The organism is Streptomyces sp. ISL-12, from assembly GCF_018614415.1.
Taxonomy (GTDB): Bacteria; Actinomycetota; Actinomycetes; order Streptomycetales; family Streptomycetaceae; genus Streptomyces.
Map to the genome: position 1 here is coordinate 1 of NZ_JAGGOO010000042.1, position 25,951 is coordinate 25,951.

A 25,951-nucleotide genomic window follows, 5' to 3' on the forward strand; every position below is an offset into this window, starting at 1 on the left:
CGTCGGCGCGGACGGCAGCGCGAGCCGGGTCGCCCGGTACGTGGGGGTCGAGTGCGCGCAGGTCGACCTCGCCCTGGAGGCCGAGGTGCCGGTCGGCGAACGGACGGCCGGTCGCTGGCAGGGCCGGCTGCTGATGGAATGGGGGCCGCTGCCGGGCTCGTTCGGCTGGATCTTCCCCAAGGGGGACGTCTGCACGGCCGGGGTGGTGGCCGCCCGCGGCAACCCGGCCGCCCTGCGCGCCTACAAGGAGGACTTCCTCGGCCGCCACGGCCTGCTCGGCCCCCGCCCCCTCCACGACACCGGCCACCTCACCCGGTGCCGCCGCCCCGGCTCCCCGCTGGCCCGCGGGCGGGTACTGGTCGCGGGGGACGCCGCGGCCCTCCTGGACCACTGGTCGCGCGAGGGCATCTCCTACGCCCTGCGCTCGGGGGACATGGCGGGACGGGCCGCCGTCCGCGTCGCCGCCACCGACGCCGAGCAGGCCGCCGCGGCCACCCGCGACTACGGCCGCCGGATCGACGAGACCCTCGGCGTCGAGATGCGCGCCAGCGGCGCACTGATGCGCCTGTTCTTCCGGACCCCCGGCCTCGCCCACACCGCCCTGACCCGCCTGCCCTGGGCGTGGCACCACCTCGACGCCTACATCGCCGGGCACACCACCGTCGCCGGCATCATGGCCACGCCCCTGGGCCGCACCGCCACCGCGCTGGCCTCCCGGCTGCCGGTGCCGTCCCCGAGGACGGCGGAGGGGGAACCCGTCCGCTCCTCACCGGCCGGACAGCCGTGACCACCGCCGCCTGCCGCGGCCCGGCTCAGGCTCGGCGACCGGAACGCCGTACGGACGCCGCGGCGTGTGTGTGCCAGGCCGCTCAGGGCCGGCTGGTGAGGTAGCCGCCCATCGTGGTGAAGTACTCGGCCGCGGGGCACTCGCGGCCCTCCTCGGTCCGTACGCGGGTGAGGGCGAGGCCGTGGTTGCGGCCCCTGCGGGCGTCGGCTCCGGCGACGATCACGACGCCGTCGCCCTCCCGGTAGAAGACGCGGCCGGGGGTGCCGCCGTAGCGGCCCCGGGACACGAAGGCGGCAAGGATCTCCAGGCGCCTGCCCTTGTGGAAGGTGAACGCCGCCGGATACGGGGCGGACTGGGCGCGGATCAGACGGTGGAGGTCCTCCGCCGGCCAGTCCCAGTCGATCCGGATGTCCTCCTCGGCGCGCTTGTGGAAGAAGGACGCCTGGGAGCGGTCCTGCGGGGTGAACTCGGTCTCCCCGGCGGCGATGCGGTCCAGGGCGCCGATGGTGACCGGGGCGATGAGGTCGACGGTCTTGTGGAAGAGGTCGGTCGCCGTGTCCGCCGGCCCGACGGGGACGGCGCGCTGGACGACGATGTCACCCGCGTCGAGTTCCTCGTTCATCATGTGGGCGGTGACCCCGACCTCCGGCTCCCCGTTGAGGAGCGCCCAGATGAGGGGCGAGAAGCCGGCGTACTTCGGCAGCAGCGAGTCGTGGATGTTGAGCGTGCCGTGGCGGGGCAGGGAGTAGACGCGCGGGGGGATCCAGGTGCGCCAGTTGTTGGCCACGATGATGTCCGGCTCCGCCTTCTCCAGGAGGCCGACCAGTTCCTCGTCGTCGGGCCGGTCGCGGATGACGACGGGGACGCCGTGGGCGGCGGCCAGGTCGGCGACGGAGTCGCTCCAGATCTTCTCGTAGGCGTGCTCGCTCCTGGGGTGGGTCACGACCGTGACCACGTCGTGGTCGGAGTCCAGGAGGGCCCGCAGCGTCCGGTGTCCCCAGGTCTGGTAGCCGAACATGACGACCCGCATGGAGGTTCCTCCCAGGAACGGCACTTGACTGGGTTTGAGTAAAGCAAGGCTTACCTAACGGCACAATGGGGCGGCTGCTGTGTGCTGTTGGGGCAGCGTTCGGTATCCGGACTCCGGTGTGCGGGTCTGCCGTTCCCGAGCCGTCGTTAGCGTGCGCCCGTTCGAACGACGAGTACGGGAGTGATCATGCACAGACCTGTCGACGCGCACCCATCCGGCTGCGCGTGCCCCGTCACCGCGGACCCCGACGGTGACGGCGTCGCCGCGTCGAGCCGCCGCGCGTTCCTCCAGCGGGCGGGCGCCCTCGGCGCGGGCGCGGGCGCGGCCGGGCTGCTGGCGGCGGCCCCCGCGCACGCGGCCGGTGCCGGCCACGGCGGCCAGGGCGCGGACGACGACCCCTACGGCCGGACCACGACGTCCCGGGGGCCGAAGGGCAAGTGGAGTCCGGACCCGGACAGCCCCCGGTTCACCGTCGTGGTGATGCCCGACACCCAGTACATGTTCGACCAGGACCGCATCCACCCGGCCCCGGTGGAGGCGTCCTTCCGCTGGGTCCTGGACCCCGAGGGCCGCGCGGGCGGCAACGACGAGAACATCGTCTTCCTGGCCCACCTGGGCGACGTGACCAACAACGGGCTCGCCGAGGAGTACGCCGCGGCGACCGAGGTCTTCGACCTGCTGGACCGCGCGGGCGCCTCCTACGGCGTGCTGGCCGGCAACCACGACGTCAGCGACGACGACCAGCGCGGTGACACCCCGTACCTGGACACCTTCAGCGTCGCCCGGGCGGAGAAGCGGCCCAGCCACCACGCCTCCAGCCCCGACGGCTACAACACCGCGCACGTCTTCCGCGCCGGCGGCCGGGACTGGATGCTGCTCGCCCTGGACTGGCGGCTGTCGGAGTCCGGCTTCGCCTGGGCCAACGCCGTCATCGCCGACAACCCGACGCTGCCGGTGATCGTCACCACCCACGAGATCGTCGGCTCCTACGACGACGGCACGGCCGGCCTGTCCGGCTACGGACAGCAGCTGTGGGACAAGCTCATCAAGGGCAACGACCAGATCTTCCTCACCCTCAACGGGCACTACTGGCCGCCCGGCAGCACCGTCATGAAGAACGACGCCGGTCACGACGTACACCTGCACATCACCAACTACCAGGACCGGTACTACGGCGGCGCCGGCATGGTCCGCTCGTACCGTTTCGACCTCGACCGCGGCCGGATCGACGTCGCGACCTTCTCCCCGTGGATCCGCGAACTGGCGGCGGACGGGGAGCTGAACACGCTCGCGGCGCGGGAGCTGGAACTCACCTCCGCCGTCGACCGGTTCTCCATGGGGATCGACTTCGACGAGCGGTTCTCCGGCTTCGCGCCGGTGCCGCCCCGCAAGGCCCGCCCCGCCCGCCGGATGCTGCTGCCCGGCACGCTCGCCTACTGGCGGTTCGACGAGGGCGCCGCCGGCACCGACGTCGCCGCGGGCACGGTGTTCAAGGACCGGAGCGGCAACGGCAACGACCTGGAACTCCGTACCGTGCCCGGCACCCCCGCGCACGCCCTCGTCCGCACCGACGACCACCACCCCGACCAGCCGGCCCACGCCGGCCTGGTCTTCGCCGGGCAGGGCAACCCGGTCAGCGGCAGCTATCTGCGCACGGTCGACAGCGCCCCCCTCAACCGCGAGACGTTCGCACGCGGTTACACCTTCGAGGTGTTCTTCAAGGTGCCCGCCGACTGGGACGGCGGCCGCAACGGCTGGTCGGCGATGCTCAGCCGCGCGGGCACCGCCGCCGCGGCCGGCAAGAACGGGCCGACCGCCACCGCGGAGGAGCCCATCCTCAGCCTCGGCCTGTCCAGCTCCATCGAACTGCAGTGGAACGCCTACCCGCTCAACCAGGACGGCGCCACGACCGCCTGGAGCCACCTGCTCCAGAGGGAAGAGTGGTGGCACGTCGCCGTCGTCAACGACGGCCGGATCAGCAAGCTCTACGTCAACGGCTGCGAGGAGGGCCGCAATCCCACCTCCAAGGCCGTCGGCCTGACCGCCCTCGGCCTGCCGTTCCTGCTGGGCGGGTACCAGTGGGCCGACACCGTCAGCCAGGTGTTCCACGGCACCATCGGCGACGTACGGATCAGCGGCCGGGCGCTGAAGCCGGGGCAGTTCATGAACGCCTGACCCATGGACTTAGGCTAGCCTTACTTTCCCTGCCGAGGGGGTGGCGGCTCACGGCCGCCTCCTCGGCATGCCTGTCCACGTCCCCAGGGAGGGTAAGAAAGCATGCTGGTCGCGCGTCGACTGCGTACGCCACTGGTCATCGGTCTGTGCGGGGCCGCGGTCGCGTTCGACGGGTACGACCTCGTCGTCTACGGCACCACCGTCTCCGCGCTCATGGACGAGTGGGGGATCGGACCGGCCGAGGCCGGGCGGCTGGCGTCCAGCGCGCTCGTCGGCATGCTGCTGGGTTCCCTGCTCGCCGGTTCCCTCGCGGACCGCCTCGGCCGCCGCCGCACCCTGATCGGCGGACTCACCGCCTTCTCCCTGCTGACCGCCGCGTGCGCCGCCGCCCAGGACCCGGACACCTTCATGGTGCTGCGCTTCCTCACCGGCCTGGGCCTGGGCGCCGTACTGCCCGCGGCGACCGCGCTGACCATCGAGTACGCGCCCGCCCGCCGGCGCAACCTCACCTACATGGCCATGCAGTCCGGTTACGCCGTCGGCGGCATCCTCGCCTCCGCGCTCGCCATCCGGCTGGTGGAGGACGCGGGCTGGCGGGTGATGTACGTCATCGGCGCGGCCCCCCTCGTCCTCGTGGTGCCGCTGGCGCTGCGCTACCTCCCCGAGTCCGTCGAGCACCTGGTGGGCCGCGGGCGGCTCGACGAGGCGCGCGCCCTGGCCGCACGGCTCGGCCGCACCGTCCCCGAACCCCCGCCGAGCACCGGACACGCGGGTGTCCGGGCCCTGTTCACCGGCGGCCTGACCCGTCGCACCCTGCTGTTCTGGACCGCCGCCTTCGCCGCGCTGCTGCTGGTGTACGGGATGAACACCTGGCTGCCGGAGCTGATGCGGGAGGCCGGTTACCCGCTCGGCTCGGCGCTCTCCTTCCTGCTCGTGTTCAACCTCGGCTCGATCGTGGGCTCGCTCCTGGCCGGCCGGCTCGCCGACCGCGTCGGCTCCAAGTACGTGGTCGTGGGCGCCTTCGCGCTCGGCGCGCTGTGCGTGGCCCTGCTGAGCGTGCGCGGACCCGTGGCGCTGACGTACGTACTCGTCGCCGTCAGCGGGTTCGGGGCGATCGGCACGATGAACATGCTCAACGCCCATGTCACCCGCTCCTACCCGGCGCCGGCCCGCGCCACGGGCATCGGCTGGTCGCTCGGGGTGGGCCGGCTCGGCGGCATCCTCGGCCCCTCGGTCGGCGGCCTGCTGCTCGCCTCCGACGCCGGCATCGGCTGGAGCTTCGCCCTCTTCGCGGCCGTCGCGGCGGTGGGCGCGGTCGTCGTGTCCCTGGCCCCGCCGGCCCCGCGGGCCGCTGCCACCCGGCACACCACCGAGCCCACCGCCCACCGGCCGGCCCCGGCGGGCACGGCGCACGAGGCCTGACCCCGCCCGCCGGGGGCAGTACTGGTCCTTCGACCGCTTCCCCCACGACTGGGCGCTGCACGGCCCCCGGCCCGGGCCCCGGTCGGCGGCTGCGCTCCGGCCGGCCGCTGCCCAACCGCGCGCACCGCGGAGTGATCGTCGGCACCACCGTGGCCGATCCCGACGGCGTGGCCGTGCGACGGCCCCCCGATCACTGGGTACCCTCCGCCGCATGGCGGTGGACAGCACGACCGTGGAGCCGCGCGGAGCACGCCGGCCCGCCCGGACGAACCGGACCCTCGGCCGGGCCCTGGTGCGGTGGACGACGACCACCGACCACAAGGTCATCGGCAACCTCTACCTGACGACCGCCTTCGGCTTCTTCCTCTTCGGCGGCCTGCTCGCGATGCTGATGCGCGCCGAACTCGCCCGCCCGGGGCTGCAACTGGTCACCAGCCACCAGTACAACCAGCTCTTCACCGTGCACGGCACCATCATGATGCTGCTCTTCGCGACCCCGCTGTTCGCCGGGTTCGCCAACGCCGTGATGCCGCTCCAGATCGGCGCCCCGGACGTCGCCTTCCCCCGGCTCAACGCCCTGTCGTACTGGCTGTACCTGTTCGGCGGGCTGATGGTGGTCGCCGGGTTCCTGACGCCCGGGGGAGCGGCGGCCTTCGGCTGGTTCGCCTACGCCCCGCTGAACGGGCCCGTCTTCAGCCCCGGCACCGGCGGCGACCTGTGGACCATGGGCCTGGTCCTGTCCGGGGTGTCGACCACCCTCGGCGCGGTCAACTTCATCACCACGATCCTGTGCCTGCGCGCCCCCGGCATGACCATGTTCCGGATGCCGATCTTCACCTGGAACGTGCTGTTCACGTCCATCCTGGTGCTCCCCGCCTTCCCGGTGCTCACGGCCGCGCTGTTCGCGCTGGAGGCGGACCGGAAGTTCGGCGCGCACATCTTCGACGCCCCCAGCGGCGGCGCCCTGCTCTGGCAGCACCTGTTCTGGTTCTTCGGCCACCCCGAGGTGTACATCGTCGCGCTGCCGTTCTTCGGCATCGTCTCCGAGATCATCCCGGTGTTCAGCCGCAAACCGATCTTCGGCTACGTCAGCCTGATCGGCGCCACCATCGCCATCACCATGCTCTCCGCCGTGGTCTGGGCCCACCACATGTTCGCCACCGGCGCCGTGCTGCTGCCCTTCTTCTCCCTGATGTCGTTCCTGATCGCCGTGCCCACCGGGGTCAAGTTCTTCAACTGGATCGGCACGATGGCCAGAGGATCGCTCTCCTTCGAGACGCCGATGCTGTGGTCCTGCGGCTTCCTGGTGACCTTCCTGCTCGGCGGCATGAGCGGCGTCCTCATCGCCTCCCCGCCGCTCGACTTCCACCTCACCGACTCGTACTTCATCGTCGCCCACCTGCACTACGTGCTGTTCGGCACCGTCGTCTTCGCCATGTTCGCGGGCTTCTACTTCTGGTGGCCCAAGCTCACCGGCCGGATGCTCGACGAACGCCTGGGGAAGGTCCACTTCTGGACGCTGTTCGCGGGCTTCCAGACCACCTTCCTCGTCCAGCACTGGCTCGGTGAACAGGGCATGCCCCGCCGCTACGCCGACTATCTGGCGGCGGACGGCTTCACGCTCCTCAACACCGTCAGCTCCATCGGGGCGTTCCTGCTCGGCCTGTCCACCCTGCCGTTCCTCTACAACGTGTGGCACACCCGCCACCACGGCCGCGCCGTGCGGGAGAACGACCCCTGGGGCTACGGGCGGTCCCTGGAGTGGGCGACCTCCAGCCCGCCTCCGCGCCACAACTTCCACGCGCTGCCCCGCATCCGCTCCGAGTCCCCGGCGTTCGACCTGCACCACCCCGACATCAGCCGACACGACCAGAGGCACGTGCAGTGAAGACCGAGTACCGACTGTTCACCGGGGTGGCGCTGTTCTTCGCGGTCACCGCCGCCGGCTACGGCTGGTTCTCCGCCGAACCGGCCGGCACCGCCGTCCTGACCGTCGCCTTCCTGATGGCGGCGCTCGTCGCGTTCTTCTGCCGGGTCCAGTACCGCAGGCACGGTTTCCGGGCGCAGGACCACCGGGACGCCGAGGTCCTCGACACCGCCGGACCGCTGGACTTCTTCTCACCGCACAGCCCCTGGCCCCTCGTCACCGCGCTGGGCGCCCTCCTCCTCGCCCTCGGCGTGGTCTACGGGCTGTGGCTGGCGCTGCTGGGCCTCGGCGTGCTCGCCCCCGGGGTGCTCGGCATCGTCTTCCAGTACGCGCGGCGCGAGGGTCAGCGTTCCAGGGCGTCGCCGTCGGACGGCTGAGGCGTGCCGGCCCGGTCGTCGGAGTACCAGGAACTCAAGGTGGCCCGCAGCCGCCCCGCCCGTCCCTCGGCCTCGGCCTCCTCGGGCGCCGGCGGCTCGGGCGGCTTCCGTCCGTACAGCACGTACCTGTGCTCCTCGTCGAGCGGTTCATGCCGCTCGGCGTAGCCTCCCGCCAGGGTCTGGCGCACCTCGCCCGTCTCCGCGCCCTCGGCCAGCCGCTCCCGGTCCGTCTCCTGGAGCGCCAGGCAGACGCGCTTGGCCGCCATGAACGCGACCGGCGGCAACACCACGAGGGCCACCCGGAACACCCAGGTCAGCAGGTTGAGCGAGACGTCGAAGATGTGGGCGAGGACGTCGTTGCCGCCGGCCGCCGTCAGCACCGCGTAGAACGCGATCGCCGCGACCCCGAGGCCCGTCCGCACCGGCTCGTCCCGGGGCCGGTCGGCGAGGTGGCGCTCCTCCTGACCGCCCGTCACCCACCGCTCGAAGAACGGGTAGGCGTACAGCACCGCGAACAGCAGTCCGGGCAGGACGAGCGCGGGCAGCAGGACGTTCCACATCACCGTGTGCCCGGCCACCACCGTCTCCCACGGCGGCACCAGCCGCAGCGAGCCCTCCAGGAAGCCGACGTACCAGTCGGGCTGCGACCCGGTGGAGACGAGGTCGGCGCGGTAGGGGCCGTACGCCCACACCGGGTTGATCTGCGCCACCCCCGCCAACAGGGTCAGCACCCCGAAGACGAGGAAGAACAGGCCCGTGGAACTCGCCGCGAACTGCGGGAACATGGGTTTGCCCACGGCGTTGCGCTCGGTGCGGCCCCGGCCCGCCCACTGGGTGTGCTTCAGGTGGAAGACCAGGATCAGATGGGCGGAGACCAGCGCCAGCAGCAGTCCGGGCAGCAGCAGGATGTGCAGCGAGTACAGGCGCGGGACGACGTCCTGGCCGGGGAACTCGCCGCCGAACACGAACATGCTGACGTACGTCCCCGCCACCGGGACCGACAGCATGATGCCCTGCGCGATCCGCAGGCCGGTGCCGGACAGCAGGTCGTCCGGGAGCGAGTACCCGGCGAACCCCTCGGCGAGGGCCAGCAGGAACAGCGTCACACCGATCACCCAGTTGGCCTCGCGCGGACGGCGGAACGCGCCCGTGAAGAAGACCCGCAGGAGATGGACCCCGATCGCCGCCGGGAACACCAGCGCCGCCCAGTGGTGCAGCTGCCGGATCAGCAGCCCGCCGCGCACCTCGAAGCTGATGTCCAGCGTCGAGCGGTACGCCTGCGACATCCGCACCCCGAGCAGCGGCCGGTAGGAACCGCCATACGCGCTCTCGGTCATCGAGGGGTCGAAGAACAGGGTCAGCCAGACGCCGGTGAGCAGCAGGACCACGAATGAGTACAGGGCCAGCTCGCCCAGCAGGAACGACCAGTGGTCAGGGAACGCCTTGCGCAGCAGCCGCCCGCCCTCCAGGACGGGCAGCCGCGCGTCGGCCCGGTCGGCGAGACGCTCACCCACGCGACGGGCCCGCGCACCGGCGCGGGCCCTTCTCCTGTTCAGCGGCAGCACGGACCATGGGTTTCCCGTGGGTCCGTGCCGGAAACCGCGCGGACTAGCTCCGGTCGCCCTTCGGCTTGCCGCGCTGGTCCGGGGTGCCGTGCGGCGGTGCGCCGAACGGCTGCGGAGAGGTCGCGGGGGAGACGGGGGAGCCGCCGTGGCCCCGGCTCTGCTCGGGGCGCAGGGCACCGGGGTCGCCGGAGGTCGGCACCGCACCCGCCTGCAACTGCTCCAGACGGGACGCCAGCAGCTCCGTCACCGGCAGCCGGTCGGCGTGCGACCGCTCGTAGGCGAGCAGTTCCTCCACCTCGTCCGTGCCCAGCGACCGCACCCGGCTCTCCAGGCTGCCGAGCGGCAGATGGTCGTAGTCGGGCAGCGGCAGGGCGTTGTGGGCGGGGTCGGCCATGGTTCTCACTTCCTCGTTCAGCCACTTCCTCGTCGGGGCACCTCGGCGCAACGTGGTGACCGGGGCGTTCAGTGACCGCCGCCCGGGCCGCCGCTGCCGAACGAACCGCTGCTGCCCTCGTCCCAGCGGCGCCGCGGCTGCCCCGGGGCGGAGCGGCTGCTCTGGCGATGGAGCTCGTGCGGCAGCAGCCGCTCGTCACCGCGGGGCACCTCGTCCGGCGCCCTGCTCTCCCGTGTCTCGCGGACCGGTCCGCCCGCGGGCATGTGCGGCTGCTCGTCCGGGGTCGGCGGCGGCGACTCCCGGCGCTTGACGCGGATGCCGACAGCGAAGGCGCCGATCAGCAGCGCCACGACCACGAAAGCCGCCACGACCAGTCCGACGCCCATGGCGCCGTTGCTCGCGGCCATCTCCATCCATGCGCTAGTCATGGGCGCCGAGTACCCCCGGTGCCCGCCACGAACCCCTCAGCTCGTCCGCGCGGATCGCGTCTGCGAACGGTTCGCCTTGCGGATCGCGCCGAGCAGCTCCTCCTTCGACATCCGCGACCGCCCCTCGACGCCGAGCCGCTTGGCGACGTCGTACAGGTGCTGCTTGGTCGCCTTCTCGTCGACACCCTCGCCGCTGCGCCCGCCCTGCCCCCGGGGGCGGGCCGACCGCGGGTCCGAGGGGCCCTTGCGGCCGCCCTCCTTGCGCTCCCAGTGGTCGCCGACCTTCTCGTACGTGTGCTTCAGCGCGCCGTACGCCACCCGGTGCGCGCGCTCGCCCTCGCCGTACTCCCGCACGGCCGAGTCGTGCGCCTTGATCCAGGTGCGCTGGGCCTCCCGGGGAGACCGCTCCAGGGTCGACGGCAGTTCCTGTCGTCCCGGCATGTCGTCCACCTCCGTTCATCGTCGCTTCCGGAGGGTGAACGAGTGCCCGGGGCAGGTGGCGGAAAACAGGCCGGAGGCCTTGGGAACACCGGGCTCGGCGGGTTTGGCGCGGGCCGCGGCGGCAACCCGCCCGGTGTGACTTCCACGACTTCGACCACTTCGACCGGCTCGCCCAGTTCGACCAGTTCGCAGCAGGAGCTGTTCCAGTTCCTCGAGGACCGCTTCGCATGCGCACAGGCGTGCACCGAGTGTGCCCGGGTGTGCGCGCTGCGGGCGAGCCTCGTGGACCCGGACGGCACGGAGAACCAGGAACTCGTGCGGCGCAAGGGCATCATGTGCGCCGAGGTGTGCGACGCGACCTGCCGGGTGCTGTCCGAGCAGACCCAGGTGGACGAGGAGGCGATACGCGTCCAGCTGGAGTGGTGCCGGCAGGTGTGCCTGGAGAGCGCGCAGGTCTTCGACCGGCAGCCGGGCGCGGAGGACAGCGCCGCGGCGTGCCGGGACTGCGCCAAGGCGTGCGGGGCGTTCCTCGACACCCTGCGCTGACCCGCGCCCCGCCCGGGGGACGGCCGGCCCACGGCCGGCCGCGGTCCGCGTCGCACCGGCACCGCGCCGAGGAGCGCGTCGGACCGTGGGCGCCCCCGGCCCCGTACAAACCAGGCCCATAGACCGCCATACTGGACGGGCCAGGGGAGGGCGGAGCGACAGCGACGGGGGCGCGCTTCTATGGGGTCCATGGGGTCCACGGGGGACGGCACGCTGATCCAAGGCCGGTACCGGCTGCTCGACCTGATCGGACGCGGTGGGATGGGGGAGGTGTGGCGGGCCCGCGACGAGTCGCTGGGCCGCCGGGTGGCCGTCAAGTGCCTGAAACCGCTCGCCGCGCAGGAGGACCACTCCTTCACCCGGGTGCTGCGGGAGCGGTTCCGCCGCGAGGCCCGGGTGGCCGCCGCGCTCCAGCACCGCGGGGTGACCGTGGTGCACGACTTCGGTGACTTCGACGGGGTGCTGTTCCTGGTCATGGAACTGCTGGAGGGCCGCAACCTCAGTCAGCTCCTGGAGGACAACAAGCACCATCCGCTGGCGGTCACCGACGTCGTCGACATCGCCGAACAGGTCGCCGCCGCCCTCGCCTACACCCACGAGCAGGGCATCGTGCACCGGGACCTGAAACCCGCCAACATGGTGCGGCTGGCCGACGGCACGGTGAAGATCTGCGACTTCGGCATCGCCCGGCTCGGCCACGACGTGGGGTTCACCGCCCGGCTCACCGGCACGGGCGTCGCCATGGGCACCCCGCACTACATGTCCCCGGAGCAGATCGGCGGCACGGAGGTCGACCGGCGCAGCGACCTGTACTCGCTCGGCTGCGTGCTGTACGAACTGGCCACCGGAGTGCCGCCGTTCGACCTGGACGATCCCTGGGCGGTGCTCGCCGGCCACCGCGACACGCCGCCGCTGCCGCCCCGCGGTCACCGGCCCGACCTGCCCGGTTACCTGGAGCGCATCATTTTGGACCTGCTGGCCAAACGGCCCGAGCAGCGCCCCGGCGACGCCCGGGAGCTGGGCCGCCGGATCGCGGCCGGCCGCACCGCGCCGGCGTACGTGCCGACCGCCGTCGCGGTCCGGCCGCGGGCACCCCAGCCGGCCGGACGCGCGGCGGGTCCGCCGTCCTGGACGTACGCCCGGGGCACGGCCGACGGTTCGGCCGGCTCCGGAGCGGTGGCCGGCGGCGGTTCCGGGGCGTCCGGTCCGGGCGGGGAAGCGGGCGGCGCGTCCGAGGGGCGGCCCGCGCGGCCCGCCGACGAGCCCGTCGCCGGCCGGCACCCCGGCCCGCGGCCGGAGACCGCCGCCACCCTGGCCGCCCGGCACCACGTCGGCCTGCGGCTGGGCCGGCTGGGCCGCTGGACCGAGGCCGGCGAGGTGCACCGGACGGTCGCCGCAGCCCGCGAGCGCCTCCTCGGCCCCGACCACTCCGACACCCTCGCCAGCCACTACGAGGCCGCCTTCGCCCTCAGTCGCACCGGACGCCCCGCCGACGCCCTCCGCGTCTACAAGCGGGTGGCCGAGGCCAGGATCCGCGTCCTCGGCCCCGACCACCCCGACACCCTCGCCGTCCGCCAGGAGATGGCGTACGTCCTGGGACGGCTGGGCCGGCACGCCGACGCCCACCAGGTGTACGCCGCCGTCCTCGCCGCCCGGGAGCACACGATGGGCGCCGACCACCCCGACACCCTGCGCTGCCGCCACAACCTCGCCTTCAGCCTCGGCCGGCTCGGCCGCTGGGCGGACGCCCACCGGATGGCGGCCGACGTCGCCGGCGCCCGCGCCCGGGTGCTGGGCGCCGACCACCCCGACACCCTCGTCACCCGCTACGAGGTGGCGTACGCGCTGGGCCAGCTGGACCGCTGGAAGGAGGCGCTCGCCACCTACCGGGGCGTCGCCGCCGCCCGCGCCCGGGTGCTGGGCGCCGATCACCCCGACACCCTCGCCGCGCGCTACGAGACCGGCATCAGCCTGGGCCGGCTCGGCCGCAGCGGCGAGGCGCTCGCCCTGTACCGCGAACTGGCCGACGACCGCGCCCGCGTCCTGGGCGCGGACCACCCCGAGACCCTGCGCGCCCGGCACGGCATCGGCGTCAACCTCGGCCGGCTCGGCCGCTGGGAGGAGGCGCTCGCCGAGTCCCGCGCGGTGGCCGCGACCCGCGAACGCGTCCTCGGCCCCGACCATCCCGACACCCTCGTCAGCCGCCGCGAGGTCGCCGTCGGCCTGGGCTGGCTGGGCCGCTGGGAGTCCGCGCTGACCGCGTACCGTCGGGTGACCGCGGCCCGCGAACGCGTCCTGGGCGCCGACCACCCCGACACGGCCGCCGCCCGCGAGGACGAGGCGCACTGTCTGGAGCAGCTGGGCCGGACCGCCGAGGCGAGAGAGCTTCATCGCGGGGCGACGCCGCAGAAGCGGCAGGCGCCGGAGGGCCGCTGACCGGGCCGTCGGCAGGCGGGGCCGGGGGAGACGGCCCGGCACCAGCACCCTCGGACCGCGCTGGGCCAGGCGCGGCGCGGGGTGGTCTCGCTGCGGCAGCGCGGTTGGAGTCGTACCGCGGGGCAGCACCACCGGGCCCGTGCCGAGTACGTCGTACGCGGGTGGCCGTGGGGCAGCCCCAGGTGAGCCGAGCGCGGCCAGGCCCTCGCCGCGCCCGAGCCCCGAGCCGGGCGGTCGCTGACCGTCCGGCGCCCCTCGGCCTTCTGGCGGGGCCGAACGACGCGTGCTACCAAGAGCCATGACCGCCATGACCGCCATGACCCCATGACCGCCATGACCACGCAGCGCGGCACGCGCGGACACGACGTCGTCATCGTCGGCGGAGGCCACAACGGCCTGGTCGCCGCCGCCTACCTGGCCCGCGCCGGACGCTCGGTCCTGGTGCTGGAGCGGCTGGCCCGCACCGGGGGCGCGGCCGTGTCCACGCGGCCGTTCGCCGGGGTCGACGCCCGGCTGTCCCGTTACTCCTACCTGGTCAGCCTGCTGCCCGCGAAGATCGTCCGGGACCTCGGCCTCGACTTCCGCCTCCGGCCCCGTACCGTCTCCTCGTACACACCCGTGGAGCGGGACGGGCGGCCCACCGGTCTGCTGGTCGGCGGGGACGAGCGGCGCACCCGCGCCTCCTTCGCCCGGCTCACCGGCGGCGAGCGGGAGTACGCGGCCTGGCGGCGGTTCTACGGCATGACCGGCCGCGTCGCCCGCAAGGTCTTCCCGACCCTCACCGAGCCCCTGCCCACCCGGGCGGAACTGCGCCGCCGGGTCGACGACGAGACGGCCTGGCGGTCCCTGTTCGAGGAGCCGGTCGGCGTCGCGATCGAGGAGCACTTCGCCGACGACCTGGTACGCGGCGTGGTCCTCACCGACGCCCTGATCGGCACCTTCGCCGACGCCCACGACCCGTCCCTCCGACAGAACCGCTGCTTCCTGTACCACGTGATCGGCGGCGGCACCGGTGCCTGGGACGTACCGGTCGGCGGCATGGGCGCGCTCACCGACGCGCTGGCCGCGGCGGCGCGCGACGCGGGCGCCGTGCTCGCCACCGGCCACGAGGCGGTACGCGTCGACACCGACGGCCGGTCGGCCGAGGTCACCTGGCGCACGGCCGACGGCGAGGGCGTCGCCGCCGCCCGCCACGTCCTGTTCGGCGCCTCCCCGCAGGCGCTGGCGGAGCTGACCGGCGCTCCTCCTCCGCCGCCCGCCGAGGGCGCGCAGCTCAAGGTGAACATGCTGCTGACGCGGCTCCCCGCCCTGCGCGACCCGGCGGTCGACCCCCGGGAGGCGTTCGCGGGGACCTTCCACGTCGCCGAGGGCTACCGGCAACTGGCGGCCGCCCACGCCCAGGCGACGGCCGGCGAGCCTCCTGCCGCCCCGCCCTCGGAGATCTACTGCCACTCGCTCACCGACCCCACGATCCTCGGCCCGGACCTCGCCGGGCGGGGCCACCACACACTCACCCTGTTCGGCCTGCACACCCCCGCCCGGCTCTTCGCCCGGGACCACGACACCGTGCGGCAGGACCTGCTCCGGGCGACCCTGGCCCAGCTCGACGCCCACCTGGCCGAGCCCCTCGCCGACTGCCTGGCCACCGACGCGGACGGCCGCCCCTGCGTCGAGGTGAAAACCCCGCTCGACCTGGAGCGCGACCTCGGGCTGCCCGGCGGCAACATCTTCCACCGCGAGCTGACCTGGCCGTACGCCCAGGAAGGCACCGGCCGCTGGGGCGTGGAGACCTCGCACCCGAACGTCCTGCTGTGCGGCGCCGGCGCGGTCCGCGGCGGCGGGGTGAGCGGGGTACCCGGGCACAACGCGGCCATGGCCGTCCTGGAGAGCCCGACGTACTGAGCCGACGTACTGACTCGATGTACTGACCCGACGCACTGAGGGGCGCATGTGCCGCGACGGAACGGGTACCGCGACATAGCGGACAATCCGCACGCATTAAAAGCACTACGCGCAGTATGCGTAACTCCGTACGACAAGGAGGCCGCCATGGCTGACCTCAGCCCCATCGACCTGCAGAAGGCCCTCAGAGGCGCGGACTACCCGGCGGACAAGAAGTCGCTCGTCGACTGCGCCCGCAAGAACAAGGCCGACGACAAGGTCGTCAGCCGGCTCGACGGACTGAAGAAGGACAGTTTCGACGGGCCCAACGAGGTGCAGAAGGCCGTCTTCGACCATTAGGCGCCGGGCGGGCCGGCCGGCCCGGCGCACCGGGCCGGTGATCCGCGCCCGCGACGGACCGGCCCGCTCCCGAAAGGTCCCGCCCGTACGGCCTGTTGGCGGTTGCACCCGATCGCTAGGCTGACCCGCGGACGACGCAATCGGGAGGAGCACGGACGTGGCCGAGACCACCACCCACCAGCGCCCGCTCATCGGCTGGGACAAGCCGGAGCTGGACCTCAGCAACGCGCACTGGCAGTCCAGCAGCCGTGGCCGGGGCGATGTCCAGATCGCCTTCGTCGAGGGTTTCATCGCCATGCGCAACAGTGCCCGCCCGGAAAGCCCTTCCCTGATCTTCACCCCCGACGAATGGGGGGCCTTCATGTCGGGAGCGCGGGAAGGGGAGTTCGACCTCACCTGAGACGCCCGGCGGCGCGGGTGGGCCGACCGGTCGCGCCGAAGGTGGTGTTCCGCCCGTTTTTCCGGACACGCGACCTTGAGCACTCCTTCCGGACCACGCCCGAGCGCGGCCGGCCCGGGGGGAGGAGGCCGTACTCCCCGGAGGTGAGGGACCCATGAGCACTCTGCCCGTCGTCGCCGCGACCGACGGTTCGGACGACAGTCTGCGCGCCCTGGACTGGGCCCGGGACGCCGCCCGCAGACGCGACGCCCCCCTGCGGGTGGTGCACGTGCGGCAGTACGCCGCCTGGGCACAGCCCGAGGTCCTGGCCGTCGTCCCGCCGCCCGACCCGGACGACGACCCCGTCCTCGACGCGGCCCGCGCCCGCCTGCGGGAACACCAGGACGGCGGACCGGCCGTCGAGTACGTCGGCGCGGACGGCGTGCCCGCCGCCGCCCTGCCGGAACTCGGCGCCGAGGCCCAGCTGCTGGTGCTCGGCTCCCGGGGCCGCGGCGGTTTCACCAGTCTGCTGCTCGGTTCCAGCTCGCTGGCCGCCGCCCGCGACGCGGAGTGCCCCGTCGTCGTGGTGCCCCGCCCCGGCTGCGAGGTCCACGGCACCGCACCGGCCGGGCCCGGCCCCCGCGTGGTCGTCGGACTGCACGTCGACAGCCCCGACGAGGCCACCCTCGCCTTCGCCTTCACCGAGGCCGCGCTGCGCGACGCCCGCCTCCAGGTGGTCGCCGCCTACCCGTGGCCGGTGCAGACCTGGATGACGGCCCCCGGCCAGGCGGTGGCCCCGGTCATCGACGAGGTCGCCGTGGCGAGCGAGACCCGGGTCCTCGCCGACGGCCTGCTCGCCCCCCACCGCGGACGGCACCCCGGCGTCCGGGCCGAGACGCACGCCGTGCCGGGCGACGCCGCCGGCAACCTCGTCGCCGCCTCCGCCGACGCCGACCTGGTCGTCGTCGGCCGCCACCGGCGGCGCCTGCTGGCCCCGGCCCGGATGATGGGCTCGGTCGCCCACGCCGTGCTGTTGCACGCCGCCGCCCCGGTCGCGGTGGTGCCGCCCGCACCGCCGGAGGAGTGACCCGCGCCCCCCCCGGACCCCTTCCCCCTGACCGGCCGAGGGCACCGGGCCCGTCGGGCGCGACCACGTACCATGGGCGGCATGTCGTTCCTCCGCCGCCGCAGCGCCACGCCCGCCGGGCCCGACTTCGACGTACTGGCCATGGACCCGGGTGACTGGCCCGGCAATCTGGGCGCCGGCCTGCTGCCCGCCCCGGACGGCACGTGCCAGGGCGTCTTCCTGCGCTACGACCTGTTCGGCGGCCGCGGCCCCGCGATGATCATCGGCAATCTGCCGGAGGGTTCCCCGGCCCGCGAGGTCCCCGAGGGGGAGATCCCGTTCGAGGTCGCCCAGTTGCTGCTGGCCCTGGAGAACGACGAGGAGGTGACCGTCGTCGGCACCGAGGACACCCCCGTGATGCAGGGCGACAACCTCCTGATCGTGCGCCGCCTGAAGCTCTCCGAGAGCCGGATCTCCTGCGTGCAGTTCGACCGCAGCGACAACGTCCTGGTGACCATCGCCGCCTGGGACCGCCCCATCACCGACGACCTGTACGCCCTGCTGAAACCGCTCCCGGCGGAACTGTTCCAGCAGGGCTGAGGCTCAGCGCACGACCTCCACATCGGCGGCGCGCACGTACGCCACCCGGTGGCCGTACTGGATCTCGTAGTACCGGTCCTCGCCGGTCACCACCTGGTGCGAGTCCTCGGAGAAGGTGACCGCGTAGTAGTACTCGCCGGGGACCTCGTCACCGACCACGTACTTCTGGCCCGCGGGCAGCCGGTACGGCAGCGGGGACACCGCCTGGACGGGCACCCCCTCCGGATAGGCCGACGCCTCGGGATAGGCACGCCCGTACACCGGGACGCTCTCCGCTCCTTCCCGCGCCGTCACCGTCGTGCCCTTAGCGGGCACGGCGGTGGGCCGGGACGGAGGATTCCTGAACCACGCCTTCTGGCCCAAGTACCAGATGGCCGTCCAGTCCCCCCACCGGCCGGCCACCGCGTACTGCTGACCGGTGGACACCCGGGAGGACAGGTCGTTCACGCCCGTCGTCGGTGCCGTGCCCAGGCCGATGTCCTTGATCAGCGGCGCGTCCTCGGAGTGGTCGGAGTACAGCCGCACCGCGCTCGAACCGTGCCCCGCGCACGGCTCGCCCGCGTTCTCGCAGCCCGTGAACACCGGCCGGTTGGCCGCGTAGCCGGGGCGGATCGTCACCACCGCGGCGTTCTTCCCGGCGGTCGCCTGGAAGGGCCGGCCCAGCAGCCGGAAGTAGTGCGCCCAGTCCCAGTACGGGCCCGGATCGGTGTGCATGCCGGGGATCGTGGACGTGGTCGGGCCGGGCACGTTGTCGTGGCCCAGGACGTGCTGCCGGTCCAGCGGGATGCCGTACTTCTTCGCCAGGTACTTCACCAGCCGCGCCGACGACCGGTACATCGCCTCCGTGTACCAGGCGTCCGGCTGCGCCAGGAACCCCTCGTGCTCCAGCCCGATCGAGCCCGCGTTGACGTACCAGTTGCCCGCGTGCCAGGCCACGTCCTTGGCCTTCACGTGCTGGGCGATGTGGCCGTCGGTGGAGCGCAGCGTGTAGTTCCACGAGACGTAGGTGGGGTCCCGCACCATGTTCAGCACGCCGTCCCAGGCGCCCTCGGTGTCGTGCACGACGATGTACCGGACGCGCTGCGAGGCGGGCCTGTCGCCCAGGTCGTGGTTGCCGTAGTCGCCGTCCCCGAACTCCTCGTACGGCGCCGGTATCCACTCGCAGGAGACGGTGCGCGGGCACTCGGTGCCGGCCGCCGACGCCGTACGCAGCCCGGTGCGCGCCAACTGTCCGGTCTCCGGGGCCACGTCGGGCCGGGCGGCCAGCACCACCCGCTGGCCCGCGTCCGTCGTGCGCCGCTCGCCGGCCCGGATCACCGCGTACACGTCATCGGCGTACGCCGACGCGGTCGCGGTGTCGTCGGCACCGGAGAAACGGGCCACAGCCCCGTACCAGTCGGCCGGCTCGGCGCTCAGGGGCTCGCCCAGGTCCCGCTGGGCGGCGGCCAGCAGCGCGGCACCGCCGGCCACGTTGGCGGCCGGGTCGGTGCGCAGCGCCTGGGCGCTCAGCCCGGTCAGCCCGGCCGCCCGGGGCAGGGTGGACAGCCGGGCCGGCAGCGCTTCGGTCACCGGTGCGGCCGGCTCGGGGCGCAGCGCGGGCCGGGCGTCGTCGCCGCGCGGGTCCTCGGTGCCCTCGTCGTGGTGCGAGGAGGCGCCGGCCAGGGCGGTGCGGGCGTCGGTGAGGTGCATCGGGCCGTACCCTCCGGTCACGCTCGGCGCACCGCCGTGCGCGTCCCAGCGGGACTGGAGGTAGGAGACACCCAGCAGCACGCTCTGCGGCACCCGGTACTCGGCCGCCGCGGCGGCGAACGCCCGCTGGAGACCGTCCGGGGCGGACGCGGAGGCGGACATGGCGGAGGGGACGGAGACGGACGCGGAGGCGGACGCCGGGCCGGTGGGCGGGGCGGCGCCGAGCAGCGGCAGCAGCACCGCCGCGACGGGCAGGACGCGACGGCGTCTTCCGACGGGGACGGAAGCGGGGCCGGGGGCGGATCCTCGCAAGACAGCCTCCTGTGACGTGGGGCGTTGGCGGGACGTGCGGGCCGGGCGTCCGTCAGTGGTACCCGGCGGTCCGACGATCCGTCAATCACGCCCACCCGCCCCGGACTTCCCACGTCAGCGAAGGGACGGGACGGTTTCCGGGCGGCGGTTCGCGGGCCTGGGCGGCGTCAGTGGAGTAGACCGCCGGCCGTGTCGGCGGGAGGTACCCGGCGGGTCTGATGGCTGCGCCGACGGGAGGCACAGAAGGGCTCGGTGACTGTGCCCGGCGGGAGGTACCCGAGAGGGTCCGCTGGCCGTCTCCGTCGGGAGGTACCCGAGAGGGTCCGCTGGCCGTTTTCGGCGGGAGGACCCCGAAAAGGCCCACCGGCCACCCCCGGCAGCAGGCACCCGAAAGGCCCGCTGGCCGCCCCCGGCGGCAGGCGCGCGAAAGGCCCGCGGTGTGTCCCTGCGGAGACACCGCGGACCTCTGGATCCCCTGAGCCCTCTGGGCCCTTCGCTCAGCGCGTGCCGACCGCCGCCCGCACGGCCCGGCGGGCCAGCTGACAGTCGTCGTGCAGCCGGCGCAGCAGCAGCCGCTGCTCCTCACCCGACGTCGTGGCACCCGGAGCCACCGGTGCCGCCGGGGCCCCGTCGCGCATCGAACGCTGCACGGCCGTCTCGTAGGTACGGATCTCCCGGGTCAGCACCAGCATCAGGTTCACCAGGAACGCGTCCCGCGAGGCCGGGCCACCCGACTGGGCGAGCTGGCTGATCTGCCGCCGGGCCACCGGTGCGTCCCCGAGCACCGACCACAGCGTCGCCAGGTCGTAGCCCGGCAGGTACCAGCCCGCGTGCTCCCAGTCCACCAGCACTGGACCGGCCGGTGACAGGAGCATGTTCGACAGCAGCGCGTCGCCGTGGCAGAACTGGCCCATCGGCTGGCCCCCGGCCGCGTGCGCGATGCCGTGCAGCAGCTTCTGGAGGTCGCCCAGGTCCCGGTCGGTGAGCAGTCCCAGCTCGTGGTACCGGGAGATCCGCTCCGCGTACTTCAGCGGCTGGCCGAAGGTGTCCGCCGGCGGCCGCCAGGCGTTGAGCCGGCAGATCGTGCCGAGCGCCGCCCTGATGTCCGCCCGCGGCGGAGCCTCCACCGGGTGCCGCTGCACGGCGGCCACCCGTCCCGGCATCCGCTCGATCACGAGCGTGCAGTTGTCCGGGTCCGCCGCGATCAGCCTCGGCACCCGCGCCGGCGGGCGGTGCCGGACGAACGTGCGGTAGGCCGCTATTTCGTGCCGGATCCGCTCCGCCCACGCGGGCGAGTGGTCCAGCAGACACTTGGCGACGGCCGTGTTGCGCCCCGTGGTGCCGACCAGCAGGACCGACCGTCCGCTGCGCCGCAGCACCTGGACCGGCGAGAACTCCGGGCAGATCCGGTGCACGGCGGCGATCGCCGTACGGAGCTGGGCACCCTGGGGGCCGGACAAGTCGATTCTCCCGCTGAGGGGTGGTGCACCGGGCCCGGTGGCGCGCCGTGCCTTGCCCGCACCGAGGACGGGGGCCGCCGGTCGTGGAGGGGCCAGATACGGGCCGCTGCCCGCCGGGCGGGCGTGCGGCGACCGGGGCGGGGCGGACACGGAGGACGATGCTGCGTACATGGGCGAGACAGATCCCTTCGTGTTCCTGCTGTGCTGCCTGGGCCGGCTGCGGCTGAACGGCTGGACCGCGTGTCCAGCCGTTCAGCCGGTGCCGGCGAATGCGTGCTGTGCCTGTGCCGTGTTCCGGCACGGCACGTGGGCCGCGCCGCCCGACCGGCCGCCGTCGGGCCACCCTGGGGAGTGTCCCGGCGGCGGCCAAGTCGGGGTGACGCACTCCTACCTGACACCCGACCGGCCCTGGCACACCATCTGGCGAACCCTGGCGAACCCTGGCGAATAGTCGCCCGGCAACCTGCCCGGGGCTACTGTCAACTCAGCCGAGAACCTGGGGGCTTGACGTGAGCGGACGACCCAACACCCGGCTCTCGGACCTGTTCGGCCTGGCCGGCTGGTCCAAGGGCGAACTCGCGAGGCTGGTCAACCGGCAGGCGGCGGCCATGGGCCACCCCCAGCTGGCGACCGACACCTCGCGGGTGCGGCGGTGGATCGACATGGGAGAGATCCCGCGCGATCCGGTGCCGCGGGTGCTGGCGGTGCTGTTCACCGAGCGTCTCGGCCGTGTCGTGACCATCGAGGATCTCGGTCTGGTCCGGCACGGGCGTGCGGGGAGACGGCAGGGCGGCGGGAGCGAGGAACATCCCGACGGAGTGCCGTGGGCGCCCGAGCGGACCGCCGCGGTCCTCACCGAATTCACGGGAATGGACCTCATGCTCAACCGACGCGGCTTGGTGGGCGCGGGCGCCGCGCTCGCCGCGGGATCCGCACTCAGCGGCGCCATGCACGACTGGCTGCACACCGACCCTGCTCTGGCTGCCGACGCTCCCGACCTCGACCGTCCCCTGCACACCGCCGACCCCGCCGGGTTCGACCGCTACGAGGCCGCCCCCATCGGGTCGCAGGAGATCGAGGAACTGGAGCGTTCGGTCGAAGTGTTCCGCGCCTGGGACGCCGCCCGCGGGGGCGGGCTCCAGCGCAAGGCGGTGGTGGGCCAGCTCAACGAGGTGGGCGGCATGCTCGCCTACCGACACCCTCCCTATCTCCAGCGGCGCCTGTGGGGCGTCGCCGCCAACCTCGCCGTCCTGGCCGGCTGGATGTCGCACGACGTCGGCCTGGAACCCACGGCCCAGAAGTACTTCCTCATCGCCGCCCACGCCGCGCGTGAGGGCGGTGACCGGCCCCGGGCCGGTGAGGCGCTCTCCCGGGCGGCCCGCCAGATGGTGCACCTGGGCCGGCCCGACGACGCGCTGGACCTGATGAAGCTCGCCACGTCCGGTGCCGGAGAGCGGCTGCTGCCGCGCACCCGGGCGATGTTCCACACCATCGAGGCGTGGGCGCAGGCGTCGATGGGCAAGGGCCAGGCGATGCGCCGCACCCTCGGCCAGGCCGAGGACCTGTTCGTCTCCGACCGCGACGACATCGAGCCGCCGGACTGGATGCAGCTCTTCACGGAGGAGGACCTGTACGGCATGACGGCCCTCGCCTACCGCACCCTGGCCGAGTTCGACCCGGGCGCGGCGGCACACGCGCAGTACTACGCCGGGAAGGCACTGGACCTGCGGACCGACGCCCGGGGGCGGTCGAAGATCTTCGACCATCTCTCCATGGCCTCGGCCTGCTTCATCGCCGACGACCCGGAACAGGCGGACCGTTACGCCCGGCTGGCCCTGATGGCGATGGGCTCCAACTCCTCCCACCGCACCTGGGACCGGCTGCGCCAGATGTACCGGCTCACCGCCGAGTACGCCGGCTATCCGGACATCCAGCAACTGCGGGAGGAGATCAGGCTGGCGCTGCCGAAGGCGAAGGGAAAGGGCAAATCCGGCAACAGCGCCTCCGCGTAGCCCACGTCTGATCTCCTACGCCCTCACCCGGGCGGCCAGTACACAGCCGGCGTCCCGGTGTCCGGCCGGGTCCGCCCCGCCGCACTCCCGCGCCACCAGCCGTACGGCGTCCTGGGCCGGGCCCGCCCCGTCCAGACGGGAGGCCAGGGCGAGGAGCCGGTCCGCCGGCACCGTCCCGGTGTGCACGAGCAGCAGGTCCCCGGCTTCGAGGGTCTCCTCGCGCCCGGGGCCCAGCACGCGCCCCGTCCCGCCGCGGAAGAGCAGCGGGGCGGGGCGTCCCGTGTGCGCCCACACCAGCGTCCGGTCGGCGGCCCGGTAGGCACAGCACAGGGCGCCGTCCAGGGCGGGCCGGGCGGTGGCGTCGGGCAGGCGGTAGAGGCGGTCGAGCAGCGCCGCGGGGGTCAGGCCGGCCAGCGCCATGCCGCGCAGGGTGCCGGCCAGCAACGCCGGGTCCGCGGTCCCGCCCGCGCCGGCCCCGGTGAGGGAGCCGGCGCTCAGGAAGGTCACGCCCTCGGCGATCTCGCAGGCGTCGTACCAGAGGGAGCCGGCCGGCCCGGCGGTCTCCGGCGGCAGCGCGACGGCCAGCTCCAGTCCGGCCGTACGGGACAGCCGAGGGGGGCCGGACAGGCGGGGCGGCGCGCTCTCCGGTGCCCCGCCCGTGGCCCGGGGCCGGGGCGGCACCCGGTGCTCGGCGGCGGGCAGGGAGTCACGGGTCTCGTGCACCGCCCGCTGGCTGCGGCGCAGTTCGCCGACGTCGCGCAGTACCGCCCACATCGAGGCGGTGCTGCCGTGGGCGTCGAGCACCGGCTCGCCCATCATGTGCACCGTCCGCACCGTGCCGTCGGGCCGGACGACACGGAACTCGCCGTTGATCGGCCGCGCGTCGACGAGGCAGCCGGTGACCATCGCGGTCAGCTTGGGCCGGTCCTCCTCCAGGACCACGGAGGGCAGCTCGTCCAGGGTGAGCGGGGGAGCGGCGGGGTCGCGGCCGAGGATCCGGTACAGCTCCGGGGACCAGTCGGCCCCGTCCGTCAGCAGGTTCCACTCCGCGCTGCCGACCCGGCTGAGCAGCGAGCCGGCCCGGGCGGCGGGCCCGGCGGGCGGCGTCCGGGGCAGCGGGCCGTCGCGCAGCTGGGCCAAGTGCTGGTCGAGGTCGTCGAGCTGGTGCAGGGCCAGGTCGTAGAGGGCGAGCTGCCAGCGGCCCCGGGGATCCGCCCCGTTCCCGCGGGCGCCGCGCCGTACGGCGTCCACCTCGCCCTTGAGCCGTCGCGTCTGCGAGATCAGCGCCTCCACCGAGCCGTGTTCCGACGGCTGTGCGGAAGGAGGGTCCGCGGAGAGATGGGACGGCATGACGCACTCCGGTGTGCAGACGGTACGGCCAGGCGGAGACGGAACGGGCGCAGGGACATAATGACTGTTGCACAGCCCGCGACCCTCTGTAAGGGATTTGGCGACACACGATACGGCGATGCCGACGGCATATGCCATAGTCCCGGGCGGGCGACTCGTCCGGTCGTATCTCATGCCCTCTCGGTGGACCAAGACGTAGACGCTCTACGGGAGTTGAGGTGCGGGCAGGGCGCGCGCCGCCGGAGTCGCCCTGGTGTTCTACGCCGTCGCGTTCTCCCCGTACAGGTCCGGGCGCGGGGCGAGGCCGACGGCCGTACGGGTGCCGGACTCCAGGGCGCGGACGCCGGCCTCGGCGACCGCGGACGCCGCGTAACCGTCCCAGGCGCTCGGTCCGGTGACCCGGCCGTGCCGGGCGGCGTCCACCCAGGCGCGCACCTCGCGGTCGTAGGCGTCGGCGAACCGTACGAGGTAGTCCCGCGGCACCTCCTGGCGCACGCCGTCCGCCGCCGTCTCGGCGATGCCGTGCTCCTCCCCGATCCGGACGCCGCCCGCCTCGCAGACGGCCTCGCAGCGGACCTGGTAACCGAAGCCGCAGTTGACGAAGACCTCCACGTCGACCAGGACGCCCCCGTCGGTCTCCAGGAGCACGAACTGCGGGTCGTGCAGCCCGGCGGGCGCGCCGGCGGACGGCCGCGGCCGGTGCACGGTCACCGCGACCGGCTCCTGTCCGAGCAGCCAGCGGGCGGCGTCGATCTCGTGCGAGAGGGAGCTGTTCACCAGCATCGCCGAGGTGAAGTGGGGCGGGGAGGAGACGTTGCGGTGCACGCAGTGCAGCATCAGCGGACGCCCCAGCCGCCCGCTGTCCAGCGTCGACTTGAGCCGCGCGTACTCGGTGTCGTAGCGGCGCATGAACCCGATCTGCGCCAGCCGCTTCCCCAGCCGGAGTTCGGCCTCCACCACCCGCAGCGCGCCCGCCGGGTCGGGCACCATCGGCTTCTCGCACAGCACCGGCAGGTTCCGCTCGAAGGCGGCGAGCAGTGCCGCCTCGTGGGCCTCGCCGGGGGAGGCGATCAGCACCGCCTCGACGCCGGGCGCGTCGAGCGCGGCCTCGGGGTCGGTGCGGACCGCGACGCCCTCCCGCCCGGCGACCGCCGCCTCGGCCCGGTCGGCGTCGGGATCGGCGACGGCGACCACCCGGGCGCCGCTCACCACCGTGTCCAGACGTCGTATGTGATCGGCGCCCATGTGTCCCGCGCCCAGCACCGCCACACCCAGCGACTGCCCCATGTCCCGTCGGCTCCTCCCGGTCGTACC

At 73.7% G+C, this 25,951-nt stretch carries 21 protein-coding genes and 1 pseudogene; 13 read left to right on the forward strand and 9 right to left on the reverse strand.

Going from position 1 to position 25,951, the window contains the following annotated elements; translation table 11 throughout:
* Nucleotides 1-787, forward strand: a pseudogene (locus J7I94_RS12435) (hyaluronate lyase); the annotation flags it as partial.
* An 82-nt stretch (nucleotides 788-869) separates the two neighbouring features.
* On the opposite strand, the gene J7I94_RS12440 reads toward J7I94_RS12435, so the two are convergent.
* Nucleotides 870-1,817, reverse strand: a complete 948-nt coding sequence (locus J7I94_RS12440) for a methionyl-tRNA formyltransferase (protein ID WP_215167118.1) — start codon at nucleotides 1,815-1,817, stop codon at nucleotides 870-872.
* 186 nt (nucleotides 1,818-2,003) lie between these two features.
* Here J7I94_RS12440 and J7I94_RS12445 point away from each other — a divergent pair, with 186 nt between their 5' ends.
* The 4 genes from J7I94_RS12445 (at nucleotide 2,004) to J7I94_RS12460 (ending at nucleotide 7,718) form a co-directional block, all read left to right on the forward strand.
* Nucleotides 2,004-3,992: a LamG-like jellyroll fold domain-containing protein gene (locus J7I94_RS12445; protein ID WP_215167119.1), complete on the forward strand. Its 1,989-nt coding sequence runs from the start codon at nucleotides 2,004-2,006 to the stop codon at nucleotides 3,990-3,992.
* A 102-nt stretch (nucleotides 3,993-4,094) separates the two neighbouring features.
* Complete coding sequence (locus J7I94_RS12450) at nucleotides 4,095-5,414, forward strand: aromatic acid/H+ symport family MFS transporter (RefSeq protein ID WP_215167120.1); 1,320 nt, start codon at nucleotides 4,095-4,097, stop codon at nucleotides 5,412-5,414.
* A 211-nt stretch (nucleotides 5,415-5,625) separates the two neighbouring features.
* Nucleotides 5,626-7,302, forward strand: coding sequence for a cytochrome c oxidase subunit I (ctaD, locus tag J7I94_RS12455; protein ID WP_215167121.1), 1,677 nt, complete (start codon nucleotides 5,626-5,628; stop codon nucleotides 7,300-7,302).
* Entirely contained in the window at nucleotides 7,299-7,718 is a 420-nt protein-coding gene (locus J7I94_RS12460; protein WP_215167122.1) for a cytochrome c oxidase subunit 4, read from the forward strand. Before ctaD ends, J7I94_RS12460 begins: the two co-directional genes overlap by 4 nt.
* On the opposite strand, the gene J7I94_RS12465 is transcribed toward J7I94_RS12460, so the two are convergent.
* The 4 genes from J7I94_RS12465 to J7I94_RS12480 all read right to left on the reverse strand — a co-directional run bounded on the left by J7I94_RS12465 (nucleotide 7,685) and on the right by J7I94_RS12480 (nucleotide 10,546).
* Nucleotides 7,685-9,280, reverse strand: a complete 1,596-nt coding sequence (locus J7I94_RS12465) for a cytochrome bc complex cytochrome b subunit (RefSeq protein WP_215167203.1) — start codon at nucleotides 9,278-9,280, stop codon at nucleotides 7,685-7,687. The genes J7I94_RS12460 and J7I94_RS12465 overlap by 34 nt on opposite strands.
* Before the next feature lie 46 nt (nucleotides 9,281-9,326).
* The gene (locus tag J7I94_RS12470) at nucleotides 9,327-9,677 is read right to left on the reverse strand and encodes a hypothetical protein (protein WP_215167123.1); all 351 of its coding nucleotides are present in this window, start codon (nucleotides 9,675-9,677) and stop codon (nucleotides 9,327-9,329) included.
* A gap of 68 nt (nucleotides 9,678-9,745) precedes the next feature.
* Nucleotides 9,746-10,105: a DUF6479 family protein gene (locus J7I94_RS12475; RefSeq protein WP_215167124.1), complete on the reverse strand. Its 360-nt coding sequence runs from the start codon at nucleotides 10,103-10,105 to the stop codon at nucleotides 9,746-9,748.
* Between the two features lie 36 nt (nucleotides 10,106-10,141).
* Nucleotides 10,142-10,546, reverse strand: coding sequence for a ChaB family protein (locus tag J7I94_RS12480; protein ID WP_215167125.1), 405 nt, complete (start codon nucleotides 10,544-10,546; stop codon nucleotides 10,142-10,144).
* A 135-nt stretch (nucleotides 10,547-10,681) separates the two neighbouring features.
* Here J7I94_RS12480 and J7I94_RS12485 point away from each other — a divergent pair, with 135 nt between their 5' ends.
* The 7 genes from J7I94_RS12485 to J7I94_RS12515 all read left to right on the forward strand — a co-directional run bounded on the left by J7I94_RS12485 (nucleotide 10,682) and on the right by J7I94_RS12515 (nucleotide 17,814).
* Complete coding sequence (locus J7I94_RS12485; protein WP_215167126.1) at nucleotides 10,682-11,092, forward strand: ferredoxin; 411 nt, start codon at nucleotides 10,682-10,684, stop codon at nucleotides 11,090-11,092.
* Nucleotides 11,093-11,281: 189 nt separating this feature from the next.
* Complete coding sequence (locus J7I94_RS12490; RefSeq protein ID WP_215167127.1) at nucleotides 11,282-13,528, forward strand: serine/threonine-protein kinase; 2,247 nt, start codon at nucleotides 11,282-11,284, stop codon at nucleotides 13,526-13,528.
* Between the two features lie 324 nt (nucleotides 13,529-13,852).
* Nucleotides 13,853-15,430 (forward strand): NAD(P)/FAD-dependent oxidoreductase, encoded by a 1,578-nt coding sequence (locus J7I94_RS12495; protein ID WP_215167128.1) that lies wholly within the window; start codon nucleotides 13,853-13,855, stop codon nucleotides 15,428-15,430.
* 147 nt (nucleotides 15,431-15,577) lie between these two features.
* On the forward strand, nucleotides 15,578-15,769 hold the full coding sequence (locus J7I94_RS12500; protein ID WP_215167129.1) for a DUF2795 domain-containing protein: 192 nt from the start codon (nucleotides 15,578-15,580) through the stop codon (nucleotides 15,767-15,769).
* Between the two features lie 157 nt (nucleotides 15,770-15,926).
* Nucleotides 15,927-16,169 carry a DUF397 domain-containing protein gene (locus J7I94_RS12505; protein ID WP_215167130.1) on the forward strand — a complete coding sequence of 81 codons (243 nt, stop codon included), beginning with the start codon at nucleotides 15,927-15,929 and terminating at the stop codon, nucleotides 16,167-16,169.
* A 154-nt stretch (nucleotides 16,170-16,323) separates the two neighbouring features.
* Nucleotides 16,324-17,235 (forward strand): universal stress protein, encoded by a 912-nt coding sequence (locus J7I94_RS12510; RefSeq protein WP_215167131.1) that lies wholly within the window; start codon nucleotides 16,324-16,326, stop codon nucleotides 17,233-17,235.
* 81 nt (nucleotides 17,236-17,316) lie between these two features.
* Complete coding sequence (locus J7I94_RS12515) at nucleotides 17,317-17,814, forward strand: hypothetical protein (protein ID WP_215167132.1); 498 nt, start codon at nucleotides 17,317-17,319, stop codon at nucleotides 17,812-17,814.
* 3 nt (nucleotides 17,815-17,817) lie between these two features.
* On the opposite strand, the gene J7I94_RS12520 is transcribed toward J7I94_RS12515, so the two are convergent.
* On the reverse strand, nucleotides 17,818-19,815 hold the full coding sequence (locus J7I94_RS12520; protein WP_374198381.1) for an N-acetylmuramoyl-L-alanine amidase: 1,998 nt from the start codon (nucleotides 19,813-19,815) through the stop codon (nucleotides 17,818-17,820).
* Nucleotides 19,816-20,312: 497 nt separating this feature from the next.
* The gene (locus J7I94_RS12525) at nucleotides 20,313-21,446 is read right to left on the reverse strand and encodes an aminoglycoside phosphotransferase family protein (protein WP_215167133.1); all 1,134 of its coding nucleotides are present in this window, start codon (nucleotides 21,444-21,446) and stop codon (nucleotides 20,313-20,315) included.
* Nucleotides 21,447-21,784: 338 nt separating this feature from the next.
* Between J7I94_RS12525 and J7I94_RS12530 the strand changes: the two genes are divergently transcribed.
* The gene (locus J7I94_RS12530; RefSeq protein ID WP_215167134.1) at nucleotides 21,785-23,287 is read left to right on the forward strand and encodes a hypothetical protein; all 1,503 of its coding nucleotides are present in this window, start codon (nucleotides 21,785-21,787) and stop codon (nucleotides 23,285-23,287) included.
* 15 nt (nucleotides 23,288-23,302) lie between these two features.
* On the opposite strand, the gene J7I94_RS12535 is transcribed toward J7I94_RS12530, so the two are convergent.
* Nucleotides 23,303-24,637 carry a PAS domain-containing protein gene (locus J7I94_RS12535; protein WP_215167135.1) on the reverse strand — a complete coding sequence of 445 codons (1,335 nt, stop codon included), beginning with the start codon at nucleotides 24,635-24,637 and terminating at the stop codon, nucleotides 23,303-23,305.
* Nucleotides 24,638-24,895: 258 nt separating this feature from the next.
* On the reverse strand, nucleotides 24,896-25,924 hold the full coding sequence (locus tag J7I94_RS12540) for a Gfo/Idh/MocA family protein (protein ID WP_215167136.1): 1,029 nt from the start codon (nucleotides 25,922-25,924) through the stop codon (nucleotides 24,896-24,898).
* Nucleotides 25,925-25,951 lie beyond the last annotated feature (27 nt).

Coding starts and splice junctions, on each gene's coding strand:
- J7I94_RS12440 (WP_215167118.1), bottom strand. CDS start 1,817: ATGCGGGTCGTCATGTTCGGCTACCAGACCTGGGGACACCGGACGCTG.
- J7I94_RS12445 (WP_215167119.1), top strand. CDS start 2,004: ATGCACAGACCTGTCGACGCGCACCCATCCGGCTGCGCGTGCCCCGTC.
- J7I94_RS12450 (WP_215167120.1), top strand. CDS start 4,095: ATGCTGGTCGCGCGTCGACTGCGTACGCCACTGGTCATCGGTCTGTGC.
- ctaD (WP_215167121.1), top strand. CDS start 5,626: ATGGCGGTGGACAGCACGACCGTGGAGCCGCGCGGAGCACGCCGGCCC.
- J7I94_RS12470 (WP_215167123.1), bottom strand. CDS start 9,677: ATGGCCGACCCCGCCCACAACGCCCTGCCGCTGCCCGACTACGACCAT.
- J7I94_RS12475 (WP_215167124.1), bottom strand. CDS start 10,105: ATGACTAGCGCATGGATGGAGATGGCCGCGAGCAACGGCGCCATGGGC.
- J7I94_RS12480 (WP_215167125.1), bottom strand. CDS start 10,546: ATGCCGGGACGACAGGAACTGCCGTCGACCCTGGAGCGGTCTCCCCGG.
- J7I94_RS12490 (WP_215167127.1), top strand. CDS start 11,282: ATGGGGTCCACGGGGGACGGCACGCTGATCCAAGGCCGGTACCGGCTG.
- J7I94_RS12495 (WP_215167128.1), top strand. CDS start 13,853: ATGACCGCCATGACCACGCAGCGCGGCACGCGCGGACACGACGTCGTC.
- J7I94_RS12500 (WP_215167129.1), top strand. CDS start 15,578: ATGGCTGACCTCAGCCCCATCGACCTGCAGAAGGCCCTCAGAGGCGCG.
- J7I94_RS12510 (WP_215167131.1), top strand. CDS start 16,324: ATGAGCACTCTGCCCGTCGTCGCCGCGACCGACGGTTCGGACGACAGT.
- J7I94_RS12515 (WP_215167132.1), top strand. CDS start 17,317: ATGTCGTTCCTCCGCCGCCGCAGCGCCACGCCCGCCGGGCCCGACTTC.
- J7I94_RS12525 (WP_215167133.1), bottom strand. CDS start 21,446: ATGTACGCAGCATCGTCCTCCGTGTCCGCCCCGCCCCGGTCGCCGCAC.
- J7I94_RS12535 (WP_215167135.1), bottom strand. CDS start 24,637: ATGCCGTCCCATCTCTCCGCGGACCCTCCTTCCGCACAGCCGTCGGAA.
- J7I94_RS12540 (WP_215167136.1), bottom strand. CDS start 25,924: ATGGGGCAGTCGCTGGGTGTGGCGGTGCTGGGCGCGGGACACATGGGC.